Annotated in this window: 8 protein-coding genes and 2 pseudogenes; 5 read left to right on the top strand and 5 right to left on the bottom strand. The window is 43.2% G+C overall.

The genetic code is table 11. The features are described 5' to 3' along the window. Positions 1–906 precede the first annotated feature (906 nt). Positions 907–8136: a VWD domain-containing protein gene (locus DACSA_RS05380; protein WP_015228774.1), complete on the top strand. Its 7230-nt coding sequence runs from the start codon at positions 907–909 to the stop codon at positions 8134–8136. Between the two features lie 142 nt (positions 8137–8278). On the opposite strand, the gene DACSA_RS05385 is transcribed toward DACSA_RS05380, so the two are convergent. After that, positions 8279–8593 (bottom strand): hypothetical protein, encoded by a 315-nt coding sequence (locus DACSA_RS05385; RefSeq protein WP_015228775.1) that lies wholly within the window; start codon positions 8591–8593, stop codon positions 8279–8281. Between the two features lie 258 nt (positions 8594–8851). Further along, complete coding sequence (locus tag DACSA_RS05390) at positions 8852–9079, bottom strand: hypothetical protein (protein ID WP_015228776.1); 228 nt, start codon at positions 9077–9079, stop codon at positions 8852–8854. Positions 9080–9208: 129 nt separating this feature from the next. On the opposite strand from DACSA_RS05390, the gene DACSA_RS05395 reads away from it, so the two are divergent. Beyond that, the gene (locus tag DACSA_RS05395; RefSeq protein ID WP_015228777.1) at positions 9209–10456 is read left to right on the top strand and encodes an FAD-dependent hydroxylase; all 1248 of its coding nucleotides are present in this window, start codon (positions 9209–9211) and stop codon (positions 10454–10456) included. A 296-nt stretch (positions 10457–10752) separates the two neighbouring features. Here DACSA_RS05395 and DACSA_RS05400 read toward each other — a convergent pair. After that, positions 10753–11526 (bottom strand): annotated as a pseudogene (locus tag DACSA_RS05400) (FecCD family ABC transporter permease); the annotation flags it as partial. Between the two features lie 189 nt (positions 11527–11715). Between DACSA_RS05400 and DACSA_RS05405 the strand changes: the two are divergent. Both DACSA_RS05405 and DACSA_RS18900 read left to right on the top strand, forming a co-directional pair. Further along, on the top strand, positions 11716–12012 hold the full coding sequence (locus tag DACSA_RS05405) for a hypothetical protein (RefSeq protein WP_198007640.1): 297 nt from the start codon (positions 11716–11718) through the stop codon (positions 12010–12012). A 144-nt stretch (positions 12013–12156) separates the two neighbouring features. Beyond that, a pseudogene (locus DACSA_RS18900) lies at positions 12157–12285 on the top strand (type II toxin-antitoxin system HigB family toxin); the annotation flags it as partial. Here the strand turns inward: DACSA_RS18900 and DACSA_RS05410 are convergent. Together DACSA_RS05410 and cbiT are read right to left on the bottom strand one after the other, a co-directional pair. Next, on the bottom strand, positions 12242–12739 hold the full coding sequence (locus tag DACSA_RS05410) for an EAL domain-containing protein (RefSeq protein WP_071880291.1): 498 nt from the start codon (positions 12737–12739) through the stop codon (positions 12242–12244). The pseudogene DACSA_RS18900 and the gene DACSA_RS05410 overlap by 44 nt on opposite strands. Further along, entirely contained in the window at positions 12736–13335 is a 600-nt protein-coding gene (gene cbiT / locus DACSA_RS05415; RefSeq protein ID WP_015228779.1) for a precorrin-6Y C5,15-methyltransferase subunit CbiT, read from the bottom strand. Before cbiT ends, DACSA_RS05410 begins: the two co-directional genes overlap by 4 nt. A gap of 342 nt (positions 13336–13677) precedes the next feature. Here cbiT and DACSA_RS05420 point away from each other — a divergent pair, with 342 nt between their 5' ends. Continuing rightward, positions 13678–14784, top strand: a complete 1107-nt coding sequence (locus DACSA_RS05420) for an ABC transporter permease (protein ID WP_015228780.1) — start codon at positions 13678–13680, stop codon at positions 14782–14784. The last annotated feature ends 26 nt before the right edge of the window (positions 14785–14810 follow it).

Raw genomic sequence — 14810 nt, forward strand, 5'->3', positions numbered from 1 at the left:
CTATTATCCACCGAGTAAATTCTGAGGTGTGATATAAGCCAAAGAATACTTACATCCTTTACTGTGGGCATATTTCGCCCCCTGTGGACAGCCTTTGCACAGGTTTTGTATAACGATGGTTCAGACATAGGTTTATTGATTAGGCATAGCCTCTTGCTAGGGATTTACCAGTTTAGGCTTCCAGCAGTGACCCCATTTAACCCTGCTTTATCCTCAAGTAGTCAACTCTATAGATAAGGGTTATGCTGTCCTCTCACACCTTGAGAGGGATGGACTTGAATTAACGGGTTATACCCTACCTGTTTCTTAGCTATTGCTCCACAGGCTCTCACCAACATGGAAATCAAGTTGTCATGGTTCTGTTCCCCGAAGGGTTTTAACCAAACTCTGGCTTATACTCCTTAGTTCGAGGGAGCTACAGAGATTTCACCAGAAACGAATCGCACTCCTCACTACAATCATAAAGAGACATTGGAGAACAGGCTTCTAACTTTAGACCAAATTTAGCTTTCAAGATTTAGCCTACTTTTTTAATCTTATTTTGGTCGAATTAATTTCTGATGAGTGCAACTATGATTTAAGGAATAAGCACCGTAGGAATGAGATAGAGCAATCCCAAATAAATTGTTTTTGCCCCCAAATCCTCACTGCACTCCAGCCAACGCTGGGAGCTTCGATGAATCAACTTTTGGCTCTCTTGTTACCTCGGTAATAAGAAAAACTTATAAATTGCGGTGGTGTAAAATGTGACGAAAGGAACATTTTACAATGCAGCCAAAAGAGCCGAAGTATTTTACCAAAAAGCAGAAAAAAACTTAGGTCTCAGAGATTATTAAGTTACATTTTCTTACATTCTACTGACATTGCTATATTAAAATTGAGTTATCGTGAAATTTCAATATATTTATGTCCTCAGAACTTATCTCCTCCCAAAACTCTAAAAGTCAAGATATTTGGCTTGAGCAAATTATTACGCCACTGGCTAACTTTGAAGTTTCCAAAAATAATTACCAATTATCTCTCGAAACAATTAATTTTGCCTTTGAACAAGCAACCTCTATTCTCTCTGAGTTTATCAATTCCCCAGATGTTAATAAAAAACTTGCCATTGCCTTAGGCAAAATTGAACTACAAACTGAACTTGCTAGTGAGCCTTTTCAGTTTCCGAATCTCTTGTTAATCAATTCGTCTATTTTAGGAGGAGCATTGGGAGGTTATGCAAGCCAAACCAATGAAATTTTTTTTTCTGACTCATTAATAGATAACCCCATATTACTAAGTCGGGTGTTCTTAGAAGAAATTGGTCATGCGATTGATGCTCAAATCAATTCTATTGATTCTCCCGGCGATGAGGGAGCTATTTTTGCCTCTCTTGTCCAGAGAGAAGTGTTAAGTCCGCAAGATTTGGCTGAACTCAAACAAGAGAACGATCGCGCAACTGTGGTCATCAACGGCGAAAGAGTGACGATTGAGCAAGCTAACTTTATTGTCACCAATACTGAAGATAGTGGGGCAGGTTCCCTGCGTCAAGCCATTACCGAAGCCAATAATACGAACGGTGCAGATACGATTACCTTTGATGCTAATTTAAGCGGGCAAACCATTACTCTCACTGGCGAACAACTGGAAATTACTGATAGCGTAACCATTGAAGGCTTAGGGGCGGAGGAATTGACGATTGACGCAACTGGAAACAGTCGCGCTTTCTCTGTTTCCGATGAACAAACCGATAATCCCCTGCAAGTTTCTATTGAAGGGGTCACGATTACTGGTGGGTCAGCAGTTGGCCCTGATGATAATACACTGACCACTGATCGCTTTGGTGGAGGCATCTTTAACCGGGAAATTTTGACCCTAACGGATGTTGCGATCGAAGGCAACAGCGCAGAAAGAGACGGCGGTGGTATTTATAATGACCGTTTTGGAGGAATTTTAACAGTTATTGATAGTCTCATCAGTGAGAATCAAACCTCTGATCAGTTTGGTAATGGGGCTGGGATTGGTAATGGTGGCACGTTAAATCTTAATAACACCACGATTAGTACTAATTCTGCTAGTTCTGCTGGAGGCGGGATCACTAACTTTTCTGATGGACAGATCGCCCTTAATAATAGCCGAATTGAAGATAATACTGCCTATTCTGGAGGTGGTATCGATAACGACGGGATTTTTACTATTTCTTCCAGCACGATCGCCAATAATGTTGCAACCAATAATGGGGGTGGAATCCGCAACGCTGGTAGTGATGAAGTAGGAATGACCATTTCCCGTAGTACCATCAGTGGGAACTCTGCTTTAGTCGGTGGGGGGATTGATAACGCTAATGAATTATTGATTACCAATAGCACTGTCAGCAGCAATTCTGCCGAAACCCAAGGGGGAGGGATTAATAATACCAATACTCTCACCTTAGTCAGCAGCACGATCGCGCAGAATACTGCCCCCTCCGCCGGCGGACTCTTCAATCCTGAGGGAGAGTTAACGCTAATCAATAGTTTAATCGCAGGGAATGACTCACAAGACTTACTGAATGAAATTCAAGAGGGATTCATTACTCGCACTGGGGTCATCAACAGCAATGGCGTTAACCTAGTCGCTGATGGTAGCTTCACTAGGGAAAATATTCTCAATGTTGATCCGCTTCTCTCACCGCTACAGGATAATGGAGGATCAACGTTGACTCATCTGTTGTTGGAAGGGAGTCCCGCCATTGATGTGGGAGAGACTACCTTTATTAGTGATGAATTTGAGCAACGGGGACAGGGCTTCGATCGCGTGGTTAATGGAACCGTTGATTTAGGGGCGGTGGAAGTGGACAACACAGGGCTAGAACCCAATACCCCTCCCAACGCCGAAGATGATGAAGTCAGCACCATTGTTGGCAATAGCGTTATTGTCAATGTTTTAGAGAATGATAATGATGAAGACGGCGACCCCTTAACAGTTACCATTGTCACCCCTCCTGAACAGGGAGTTGCAGAAGTCGTCGGTGAAAATAATGCTCAGATTGCCTATTCCTCCAATCAAGATTTTAGTGGGACTGATACCCTGGTCTATGAAGTGAGTGATGGTCGCACGGGAACCGACACCGCCACCGTAACCATTCAAGTAGAACCCATTGCTTTGGATGATGCTGCGACAACAACCGTTAACGCAGAAGTGGCGATTAATGTGTTTGCCAATGATCTTCCCATTAATGGCGAAGGATTAACTCTTACCTTTGATGAAACGTCAGTCAACGGGGGCGCGATTGAACAAGATGCTGACACTGATGAATTGATTTATGCTCCTCCTACTGATTTTACAGGCACAGATACCTTTAACTACACCATCAGTGATGGGAGCTTTAGCAGTGAAGCAGTGGTATCCGTTACGGTAGAAGAGAGTCTTTTTGGCGCGATCGTTGTTGATTTTGAAGAAGGGTTTACTGATCAACAGGAAGTTACTAGCCCAATTTCTGTTCCCAATAATGAGGTGACCTTGACCGTTGGCTCAGGCACAACAGGGCCAGGAGACAGTAACCCATTTATTGCTCAGGTAGGTGATCCCCAGACAGCATTCATTCCCAATGATGATGCTGAAGAAGAAGCAGTCGGCAACTTTTTCTTAACCGATGAATCCAATGGACCGAATAACTCACTCAATTACTTCATTGAGTTTGATCAGCCTATTCCTAGCTTAAGTGTCGATTTATTAGATTTCGTTGATGAACAGTCTAATGACGCTTCTGTTAGTTTAACTGTCTTTTCTGATTCTTTTTCCACTGTTGTGGGCGAGGCTAGTTCTTCGCTTACTGAAGGAGATGCAGAAAATACTGATTTTGAAAATCTGTCAGTTACTAATCCAAGTGGTCTAATTCAGTCTGCGTCTATTGTTACTCAATTCAGCGATCTGGGCACAGGCATTGATAACATTACCTTGTCTCCAGCAGAAGAGGAAGTGACAGACCTTCCCACTGCGCCTGAAGGAAAAACAGGGGAAAGCTGGGGCGATCCTCACATCGTCACCTTCGATGAAGTTGCTTACGACTTTCAAGCCGCCGCAGAATTTATTCTGGCTCAAGAAACCGAAGGCACTTTAGAAGTGCAAGTGCGCCAAGAACCGGTGAGTAACAATGTCAGCGTCAATACGGCTGTCGCCACTACCCTTGATGGGGAAACCGTCATGATTGATGTCAGTGATGACCAGCCCCTGCAAATTAACGGCAATGCCAACGCTTTGGCAGAGGGTGAGTCCACTACTGTCGGCAATGGCGAAATCTTCCGCGAGGGCAATACTTACACCGTTATCTATCCCGGTGAGGATGGAGAAGTGAATGATGGGGATGAGCGCCTGATTGTGGATACCCGCAGCAGTTCTCTGGATGTAGAAGTTCAACTGGCAGCCGATCGCGCTGGTGGTTTTGAAGGCTTACTCGGGAATGCCGATATGGATGGAGAAAATGACATTGCCACTGCTGATGGTGAACCCTTATCGCGTCCCCTTCCCTTTGACCAACTGTATGGAGATTTCCGCAGTGATTGGCGTGTGGATAGCGAGGAAGAATCTCTCTTTACCTATGATGAAGGCGAAAGCCCTGATTCCTTCTATCAGCCTGACTTTCCCTCTGAACTAGCGACTTTAGACAACCTTGATCCAGAAGTACGAGCTGCAGCCGAACAAGCTGCCCGAGATGCTGGCTTACAAGAAGGGACGTTTAACTTTGACAGTGCAGTGCTTGATTTTGCCCTGACTCAGGATGAAGAGTTCTTAGAGGCTGGCGGCAATGCGAATACTGTTGATAATGAGAATACTGTTTCTGCTACTGAAGGCGATCCTTATGCCGATGAGGTCATTGCTTACGAACCCGACTTTTCTGATGGTAACGTTCCCACTAACGAAAACTTTACTGACCCGGTGGTTGCAGTAGGAGCTCCTGATTACAACCCTGATAGCGAAACAGGGAGTGTTTCTCTAGGTTCCGGTGGACGCATTACCCTGCAATTTACCGATAATGTCCTTACAGGAAGTGGCGATAATCAGCCAGATTTACGAATCTTTGAAGTTGGCCCTGATGTGGAAAATACCTTTGTTGAAATCAGCGAAGATGGAGAAGAGTTTATTTCCATAGGAGAGGTTGCTGGGGATGTTTCCACCCTTGATATTGATGCCTCTTTAGAAGCCAACGAGATTGATCCTGCCACAGAGTTTCGTTTTGTCCGCCTGCAAGATAACCCAGAGGAAGGAGACAGTGGTGGTGGTACGCCTGGAGCCGACATTGACGCGATCGAAGTGATTACCCCAGAAGCACCGACGACAGACCTTCCTACTTCACCAGAAGGCAAAATTGGCATTAGCTGGGGAGATCCTCATTTAGTCACCTTCGATGAAGTTGCTTACGACTTTCAAGCCGCCGCAGAATTTATTCTGGCTCAAGAAACCGAAGGCACTTTAGAAGTGCAAGTGCGCCAAGAACCGGTGAGTAACAATGTCAGCGTCAATACGGCTGTCGCCACTACCCTTGATGGGGAAACCGTCATGATTGATGTCAGTGATGACCAGCCCCTGCAAATTAACGGCAATGCCAACGCTTTGGCAGAGGGTGAGTCCACTACTGTCGGCAATGGCGAAATCTTCCGCGAGGGCAATACTTACACCGTTATCTATCCCGGTGAGGATGGAGAAGTGAATGATGGGGATGAGCGCCTGATTGTGGATACTCGCAGCAGTTCTCTGGATGTAGAAGTTCAACTGGCCGAAGATCGCGCTGGTGGTTTTGAAGGCTTACTCGGGAATGCCGATATGGATGGAGAAAATGACATTGCCACTGCTGATGGTGAACCCTTACCCCGTCCGCTTCCTTTTGACGAACTCTATGGCGACTTCCGCAGTGATTGGCGAGTAGATAGCCAACAGGAGTCTTTGTTTACTTACGATGAGGGAGAAAGTCCTGATTCCTTCTATCAACCCGAGTTTCCTTCTGCACCAGCGACCCTCGATAACCTTGACCCAGACGTGCGAGCAGCAGCCGAACAAGCAGCCCGAGATGCTGGCTTACAAGAAGGGACGTTTAACTTTAATAGTGCTGTTCTTGATTTTGCTCTCACTGAAGATGAAACTTTCTTGGAGTCGGCGCAAGAGGTTCCTACAGTTAATGCGGATAATCAAGTTCTTTTCGACGAGACTGTAGAAGAAGAGTTAGTGTTTGGCAGTACCAGCGATGATACTTTTGATGCCAGTGAAGCCGACCCTTACACCGGCAATATGCAAATTGTCTTTACGGGGGCGGGAGAAGATACGGTGGATGGAACTGATGCCACCGGAAATAACCGCCTCTATACTAGCTCTGATAATGATCGGATTTTGGCAGCGCAGCGCGATCGCGTCTTTACTAACGGTGGCGATGATGAAATTTTAGCAGCTAGCAATAACCGCATCTTTGCTGGAGCAGGGAATGACCTAGTTGATACTTCTCAAGGTAGCAGTAATAATCGCCTTTATGGTCAAGCTGGGGATGATGAGCTTTTTGCCGGAAATAATGATGTTCTATTAGGAGGAGAAGGTGAGGATCGTCTCTTTATTGTTACCCAGGGAGATAATATCCTCACTGGAAATACAGGTGCTGACCAATTTTGGATTACTACTGCCGAAGTTCCCAACAGCCTTAACACGGTTACCGACTTTACCTCGGGAGAAGATGTAATTGGCGTCGGAGGGTTTCCAGAACTAACTTTTGCTGACCTCACTCTGACTCAAGAAGAAGCGGATACCATCATTAGCTTCGGGGCTAATACGGGATTGGTGGATGAAGAAACTCCCATAGCAGTGTTACAGGGCATTCAAGCCAATAGCTTAATCCCTGAAAATTTTATCTTTGATTCTCCTGACACTGCTGAATCCTTTAACATCGAATTAGACTATCGTTTTGCTCCTCCTGAGGCATTTGATGACATTGACAAAGCCCGCTTAGAAGAAGCAGCTACTATCTGGGAGTCTTTCATTGTTGATGAATTTCCAGAAATTCCAGCAGGAAGTACGATTGGACTTCCAAATCCTCAAAGTGATGAAGCAAATTCGGAAGAAGTTGTTATCGAGGAACCGCTTGGTGATTTACGTATCTTTTTAGCCGCTAAATCACTTGATGGTCCAGCTGCTTTTGCGGGACCCAGAATTCCAGAAGTTAATGACACCATTCCTGATGACATTTTTGAAGGATTTAATAGCAGTGATTTTGAACCGAGAATTGGCGCTCTCACCTTTAACACTGACGAAGAGGGAAGTGCAATTGTCAATGTTGCTCTTGCTTTACATGAAATGGGTCACGTTTTGGGGATTGGAAGTTCTCCAGCTTTTGATGAACGGGTTAATGAAGACTTGTTTTTTGAAGGAGAAACTGCATCTGCTCTCAATAATGGAGAACCCATCCCCATTTTGTCCAGAGATGAGGGTCATATTGAAGAAGGATTCACCCTCAGTGATGAAATTGCTCCTTTGCTTGGTCCTGGCGTTGGCGATAGTTTACCCACTGTTCTTGATCTGGCAATTCTCAAGGATATTGGCTACGAAATCCCTGTTCTCGAAAACCTAGAAGGAGAAGAACTTCCTACTCTAGACTATATTCGTCAGGGAACTTTTGGCGATGATAATGATTTCCGTTATTTATACGGTCATAATGGGGAGGACACCATTTTTGGTGGGGACGGCAATGATTTTCTCATTGGCAGTTTCTTGCGCTCTTCTGGGAATATTTTTATCCAAAATGGTGTTTTGCAACTGCAAAATTATTTACAACCAGAAGATGAGGCTGATCAATTATTTGGAGAAGCAGGAGATGACTGGCTCATCGGGAATGGCGGAGATGATCATCTCGCTGGCGGGACTGGCGATGATGAACTGCAAGGAGATTTAGGCATAGATACCTTTATCTTTGAAGCAAACAATGGAGCAGATATTATTACTGATTTTGATGTTACCAATGAAATCATGCAAATTGCTTCAGGTTTAGGCTTTACTACGGGTACAGAAGTCTTGGAGACGCTCACGAAGCCATCTGATGACGTTTCTCGCTTAACATTAAGTGCAGGGAATACTATTGATGTATTACACGAATCAATGTCTGGGACACCCCTGACTGCTACTAATTTCCAAGTGATTTAACAGAATCTTAAAAAACTGTTCCCAATTTTAAACATAGAGTTGATCCATCTCTCCCATGTTTGTTTTTATTGGGGTTTCAGCAAGGGGAGGAATATTATTTCCTTCCCTTACCCGAACTGCGATTTCTCTCTAATTCCTTGATTTAACCTGCGGAAGTTGCGGGTTTTTGCTGGCTTTCAGGGGGCTGACGGCGCTTTTTGCTGGTTGATTCTTCTTCTAATGGCGCCATTTGGATATGATTTAATAGGGTGGTGACAAACGCAAATAGCAGGAAGGGTAAAGAGAGAACGAGAATTAATCCTACAGTTGCTAAAGCGTAAATTTGTCGATCGCTGCTCCAGAGAGCTAGAGCAGTAGCTAAACTGATAAAAATCACAATCAACCAGACGATGATTTGCCCATAAATATCACCAAAGGTTAAAGTACATTTGAATTGGTATTTTTGTAGATCGTTCATAGTTGTTTTCAGGGTTCTTTAGTATTTATTTTATGCTGCGAGTTTGACGCTTACTCTTTATAGTTTGATAAAAAACTCTATGCTGTTGTTATTTTTAATTCAATTTCTTTTTATTTTTTAATAAACTGTTACATTTTTGTATCATTTAATTGCTGTTGGGTTTCGCTTCGCTCCACCCAACCTACTCTTTATCATGGATTGAGCGAGCTTGATATTACAACTGATTTCAGATTGCTATAGCAGTCTTAAATTAACTTTTTATAGTAAAAATATGAGTAGGAAAAGATTCCGAATTAGCTGAGGCATTGCTTTAATTTGTTGTAGCACTTCTTGGGGCATAATTGTAAAAAAGACTCTTAAAACAATTAAAATTATAAAAATTTGGAAGGCGGTGTTAAAGCTAATTACTATTAACTTTAAGGCGGCTTTTATCACCAACCAGATGATGATTAACGCTGCAATAAGAATGATCCATTCGATATTCATGGGATTTTTGCACTCTAAACCCCCAGAGTTACCTTATTTTATAAGAAATTTTGATCAAGTTGATGTTTTTATCTTTTTCACGTCACAATAAAGAAGTAAACTTATATTAAGAAAGTTACATCATCAGCGATGACTTTGCAATCATTAACCCAGACGAAGGGAGATTCTTCTCAAAACCTAGATTACGATGTGGTAATTGTTGGCGCCAATATTACTGGCTTAACTTTAGCGGTCACTTTACAACAGAGTAACTTACGAGTGGCGATCGTGGAAGCAACACCCCTCGACGTGACCGCACAGCGCGATCGCGCTTATGCTATTTCTGTCTTTTCTGGGCGTATTTTCGCAGGATTAGGGGTATGGGAGAATATTGAACCCAAAATTGGCAAATTTCGCCAGATTCGTCTCAGTGATGGTCAATTTCCCCAAGTGGTCGCCTTTGAAACCGAAGATATTAACAGCGAGTATTTAGGATATGCGGCGGAACATTATGTTTTACATACGGCGTTACAGAAACGATTAGAAAGCAGTGAGAATATACAATGGTTATGTCCAGCAAAAGTAGAAAGTATTGAACATCAGGATCAATCCGTTAAGATTAGGGTTTCTCAAGGGGGGAAAGAGGAAATAATCACCACGAGATTAATTGTTGGGGCTGATGGAGCGCGATCGCGGGTGCGAGAAAATGCTAATATCAAGACGATGGGATGGAATTATTGGCAATCTTGCGTGACGACGGTATTTCACCACCAAACTACGCCAAACGATACCGCATTTGAGCGTTTTTGGCACACAGGGCCAATGGGAATTTTACCCCTACCTGGCAATCGCTGTCAGGTGGTCTGGACAGCCCCTCACGAAGAAGCGCAACGTCTCCAGGCAATGGATGAGAAACAGTTTATCGAAAAACTGACTCAACGCACGGGGGGATCATTAGCAGACATTGAATTACTTAAAGATCGCTTGGTGTTTCCAGTGCAATTAATGCAAAGTAATCGTTATGTTTTACCGAATTTGGCGTTAATTGGGGATGCCGCCCATCGTTGTCATCCAGTGGGAGGGCAAGGTTTAAATTTGGGAATACGAGATGCGGCGGTATTAGGAGAAATTTTACAACAAGCGAGCGATCGAGGGGAAGATATTGGAGAGATTCAAGTTTTGAAGCGTTACCAACGGTGGCGCAAAACTGAAAATCTTGCCATTCTAGGATTGACTGATTTGCTCGATCGAAGTTTCTCGAATCAATTTTTACCGATGGTTTTAAGCCGTCGCGCAGGAATTTGGATGATGAGAAATGTTCCCCCTCTCAAACGATTGGCTTTAGAAATAATGACGGGATTAAAAGGAAAGTCACCTGTTTTAACGAAAACGAGTTAATGTTGGGTTTAGCGAACTGTTGGGTTTCGTGAACTACACCCAACCTACATTTTTGTCCTTTGTCCTTTGTCATTCGGTGAAACCAAGCCTCCCCGTAGGTTCGGTGAAACGAAGTGAAACCCAACACAAGTGAAACCAAGCCTCCCCGTAGGTTCGGTGAAACGAAGTGAAACCCAACACAAGTGAAACCAAGCCTCCCCGTAGGTTGGGTGAAACGAAGTGAAACCCAACACAAGTTAGTCATTGAGTAGTAGAGACGTTCCATGGAACGTCTGTACCGCCATGGAACGTCTGTACATTCCCCCGATCATCGCAACCACTGGTAATTGTCCCTCGTGAGTTCCTCCCACTAATTGCCGTGAAAGATGCGGCGCCATCAACCCCACAAAACCAATTGCACCAGCAGTGGCAACCGAAGCACTGGCAAGGGCGACGCTGGTAAGGAGTAGTAGCCCTCTTTGTCGCTCGATCGCGCTTCCTAACCCGATTGCGACTTCATCCCCCAAACTCAGCGCATTTAATTCCCTTGCCATCATGATCGCCAATAAACCCAATCCCACCAACCAAGGCAATAAAGTAAACAACTGCTCCCAACTGCGTCCATAAACACTTCCCGTTAACCAAACCCAAGCCTGAGAGACGTTATTAATGTTGCCAAAGGTAATCATCAAATTGGTGAGCGCCCCAGTAATGAGATTTAAGCCCACACCCACTAAAATCAGTCTGACAGGGGAACTCCCTCCTTACCAAGCCAGAAGGTAAATCGCAGTTGCCACCGTAATCGCACCAGCAAAAGCCACCACAGATAACAGCGCGATCGGTGCTGAGGGGATTAATACCAATAACGTCACTGCCGCCAGAGAAGCCCCAGCATTCACCCCAATAATACTCGGTGCTGCCAGAGGATTCCGAGTAATCCCCTGTGTAATCGAACCCGCGATCGCTAACCCCACTCCCACCAGAAACGCCACCAACGTTCGGGGCAACCGTAACTTCCTCACAATAAACGTATAATCGGAATTACTGGCATCTAACCCCAAAATCACTTTAATCCTTTCTAAAGGAGGTATTAAGAATAATTTGCAAATGATAGACTTTCAACTTATACCATTTTGGAAAAATCAAGTTACATTAAAGCCCCCCAAACTTGGGGGGTTGGGGGGCTTAGGTAGTCTGTCTGTAGCGCCAATTGTTCACCCATGGTATTAGCTGGGGTTAGGTGATGTAACTAATTATGATGGAGAGGGAAAACTGTTATTTTGACAACTCGAACGATTATGGATGCTTCCACTCTGAAACAACTCTTAGAAAAATACAATCAATTCTACAGTGGTTATAATCAAAACCCCGATGCTTGGGAAGCGGAGAATGGCGCTTGGTTGGAATATGAACATCTAGAAAAGGCAAAAATGTTAGAAGAAATGGGACAACTGATGTCTCTCTTACATCAAAAAACTGCTAATGAGACCAATTTAGCGACTAATGGTGATTTAGAATACTATTCAACAGTACGAGAAGTGTTACAAGACTTACGTCAGTTTCTGGAAAATTCTTAATCAGCAAACGTAGGTTGGGTGGAGGTGACGAAACCCAACAACAACCCATGAAAACTACCAATAATCCATATTGATGTTGGGTTTCACCCAACCTACAAATTAAGGCTTAATGATGTCCGCGAAACCTTTCCCAGTGCCGATTCGATCAGGAATTTTACTGTTTTCAATATTAAAGGAAATCGTTACCGATTGATTGTCGGGATTGATTACAAAAAACAAATCATCTTCATCAAATATGTTTTAACTCATGCTGAGTATGATAAGGAGGCTTGAAAAAATGACCCCTACTACTGAAGAATTGTGTATTCGGGAGGACGATCGCAAATTCTTCTCCCCCATACCGAGCGACTAAATCATCAGGACCTTCAATCGCCGCCACTCGTCCACTAGCATACAATGGCGCTGACTTCAGTTGAAAACAGGGATCATCTATAGCGAAAAATCCGCCCTCAGACTTGCTATTTAACAGAAACGGTGTAATTTTTTCTTCTGATAAGGCTTCACTTAAAAAATGGCCTTGTACTTCTTGCTCTGAATTATCTTCAGCAATTGCTTGTAACTCTTTTAACAACCAATTAGTGAGATCAACATTTTTCGTCGCGATCGTTTCCGTGATTTCAATTTCTAATCTGGAACTGGGAATCCCTGTCTCGGCGAGAACCTGTTTCACCTTCTCAACAAAATTAGTTTCTTGAAACTGACGACCAGAAATATTCACCGTCATCATAATTTCTCCCCACTCAACACAAAAATCGGATCAACCGCAGCAAAAACTTGTGTTGTGCCTCGCGTTTCCAAGCGATTCACCGACGACTGCACTACCTCAATATTCCGTGCTTGTAACTTCGCAAACCCTTCCGACAAGCGATATAGACTTTCTAAATTATTCGCAATCGCAACCACTCGACCTTGGGGTTGCAAATACTGCCACACCTGTTCTAAAGTTTTATGTACTCCTTTTCCCCCTTCTAAACAGACTCGATGAGGATATTCTGATAACTTATCTAAACAGTCTGGCGCAACCCCTTGAATGACTTGGACATTTTTCACCCCGAAACGGGTGCAATTATGCCGAATTAACTCCACCACTTCCTCATCACGTTCTACAGCGAAAATTTTTGCCTCTGGACAAAGTAAACCCGACTCTACGGGAATTGTTCCTGTTCCAGCCCCCACATCCCACAGCACCGAATTTGCTTCTAAACGTAAATAAGAAATCAATAATAATCTCACCTCTCGCTTAGTGAGGGGAATCCCAGGAAGCCTTTCAAATAGGTGATCAGGGATGCCTGGACTTTTATAACGCCAAATTGAAGAAGCCATATTAATAATTAATAATTGACAATTGATAATGGGTAATTGATAATTGGTAATTAGTGATTTGTTACGGGTTATTTCTTATTGACTGATGGTCTGTAGCAGTTCTAAATCAGTTGTAAATTCCTGCATTTGATCCCCCCTTTAATTCCCCCCTTATTAAGGGGGGTTAGGGGGGATCGTAAGTTAAGCTACTTTTTACAAATGAGATCATCTTGCTATATTTCTATAATTGTATTTGATCACGATTAAATCTTAACTCTCCTCACTTCTTATTTTTAGAAATTCTTAAGAGTTACTTCTCAACTCCCAATTTTCCCTTGTTTTCCTCTCTACTGTCAATTAATTATGAACTGGTGGCGTAAACTAAAAAAGAATGCTTTAGCCCGTATCGGCGCATCATTACTTCTCGTTTTTTATTTAACAGCAATTACCGCCGATTTTGTTGCTCCTTATAGTCCCTACACTTCCGAAATTAACGGCTCTTTACTTCCTCCCACTGAGATTTATTGGCGCGACCAAACCACACAAAAATGGCTGGGTCCCCATATTTATCCCACTGAACAGGGACAAATGAATCTCGAAACAGGAAAAAGAGAATTAATGGTTAATTTTGACCAACCCTCTCCTTTACGTTTTTTTGTGAAAGGAACACCCTACAAAGTTTTAGAGATTAACTTGCCACTTCCTCCTAATTTTGAAACCGTAGAATTGTTTTCAGGTTGGGAACTCGATCGTCATTTATTCGGAACAACTGGAGAAGCTAAATTTCATCTTTTAGGAACGGATGAACAAGGACGTGATCAGTTTTCTCGTCTCATTCATGGTAGCCGAATTAGTTTATTTATTGGTTTATTTGGGATTGCAATTTCTTTCCCGTTAGGAATGATTTTTGGGGGTATTTCGGGTTACTTTGGCGGTTGGATAGATGGAATAATTATGCGTTTTGTTGAAGTTTTAATGACCATTCCCACCTTATATTTACTGGTGGCTTTAGCGGCAGTTTTACCCGCAAGTTTAACCAGTTCACAACGGTTTTTATTAATCATTGTCATTACTTCCTTTGTCAGTTGGTCAGGGTTGGCGAGGGTGATTCGAGGACAGGTTTTATCCATTAAAGAACGAGAATTTGTCGAAGCCGCTCGTGCTTTGGGTGGGAATTCTTTTTATATTATTCTCCGTCACGTTCTCCCTCAAACCGCGACTTATATTATTATCTCAGCAACCCTTGCCATTCCGAGTTTCATTTTAGCAGAATCGGTGTTAAGTTTAATTGGTCTTGGCATTCAACAGCCTGATCCCTCATGGGGAAATTTGCTTTCAGTTGCCACTAATGCTTCGGTTTTAGTGCTACAACCTTGGTTAGTTTGGCCCCCTGCGATTTTGATTATTTTAACCGTTTTGGCGTTTAATTTATTGGGGGATGGTCTTAGAGATGCCCTTGCTCCACGTTAGAATAGAAATTATTTAGGATTTTCATC

Origin of the sequence: Dactylococcopsis salina PCC 8305 (genome assembly GCF_000317615.1) — a bacterium.
Lineage (GTDB): Bacteria > Cyanobacteriota > Cyanobacteriia > Cyanobacteriales > Rubidibacteraceae > Halothece > Halothece salina.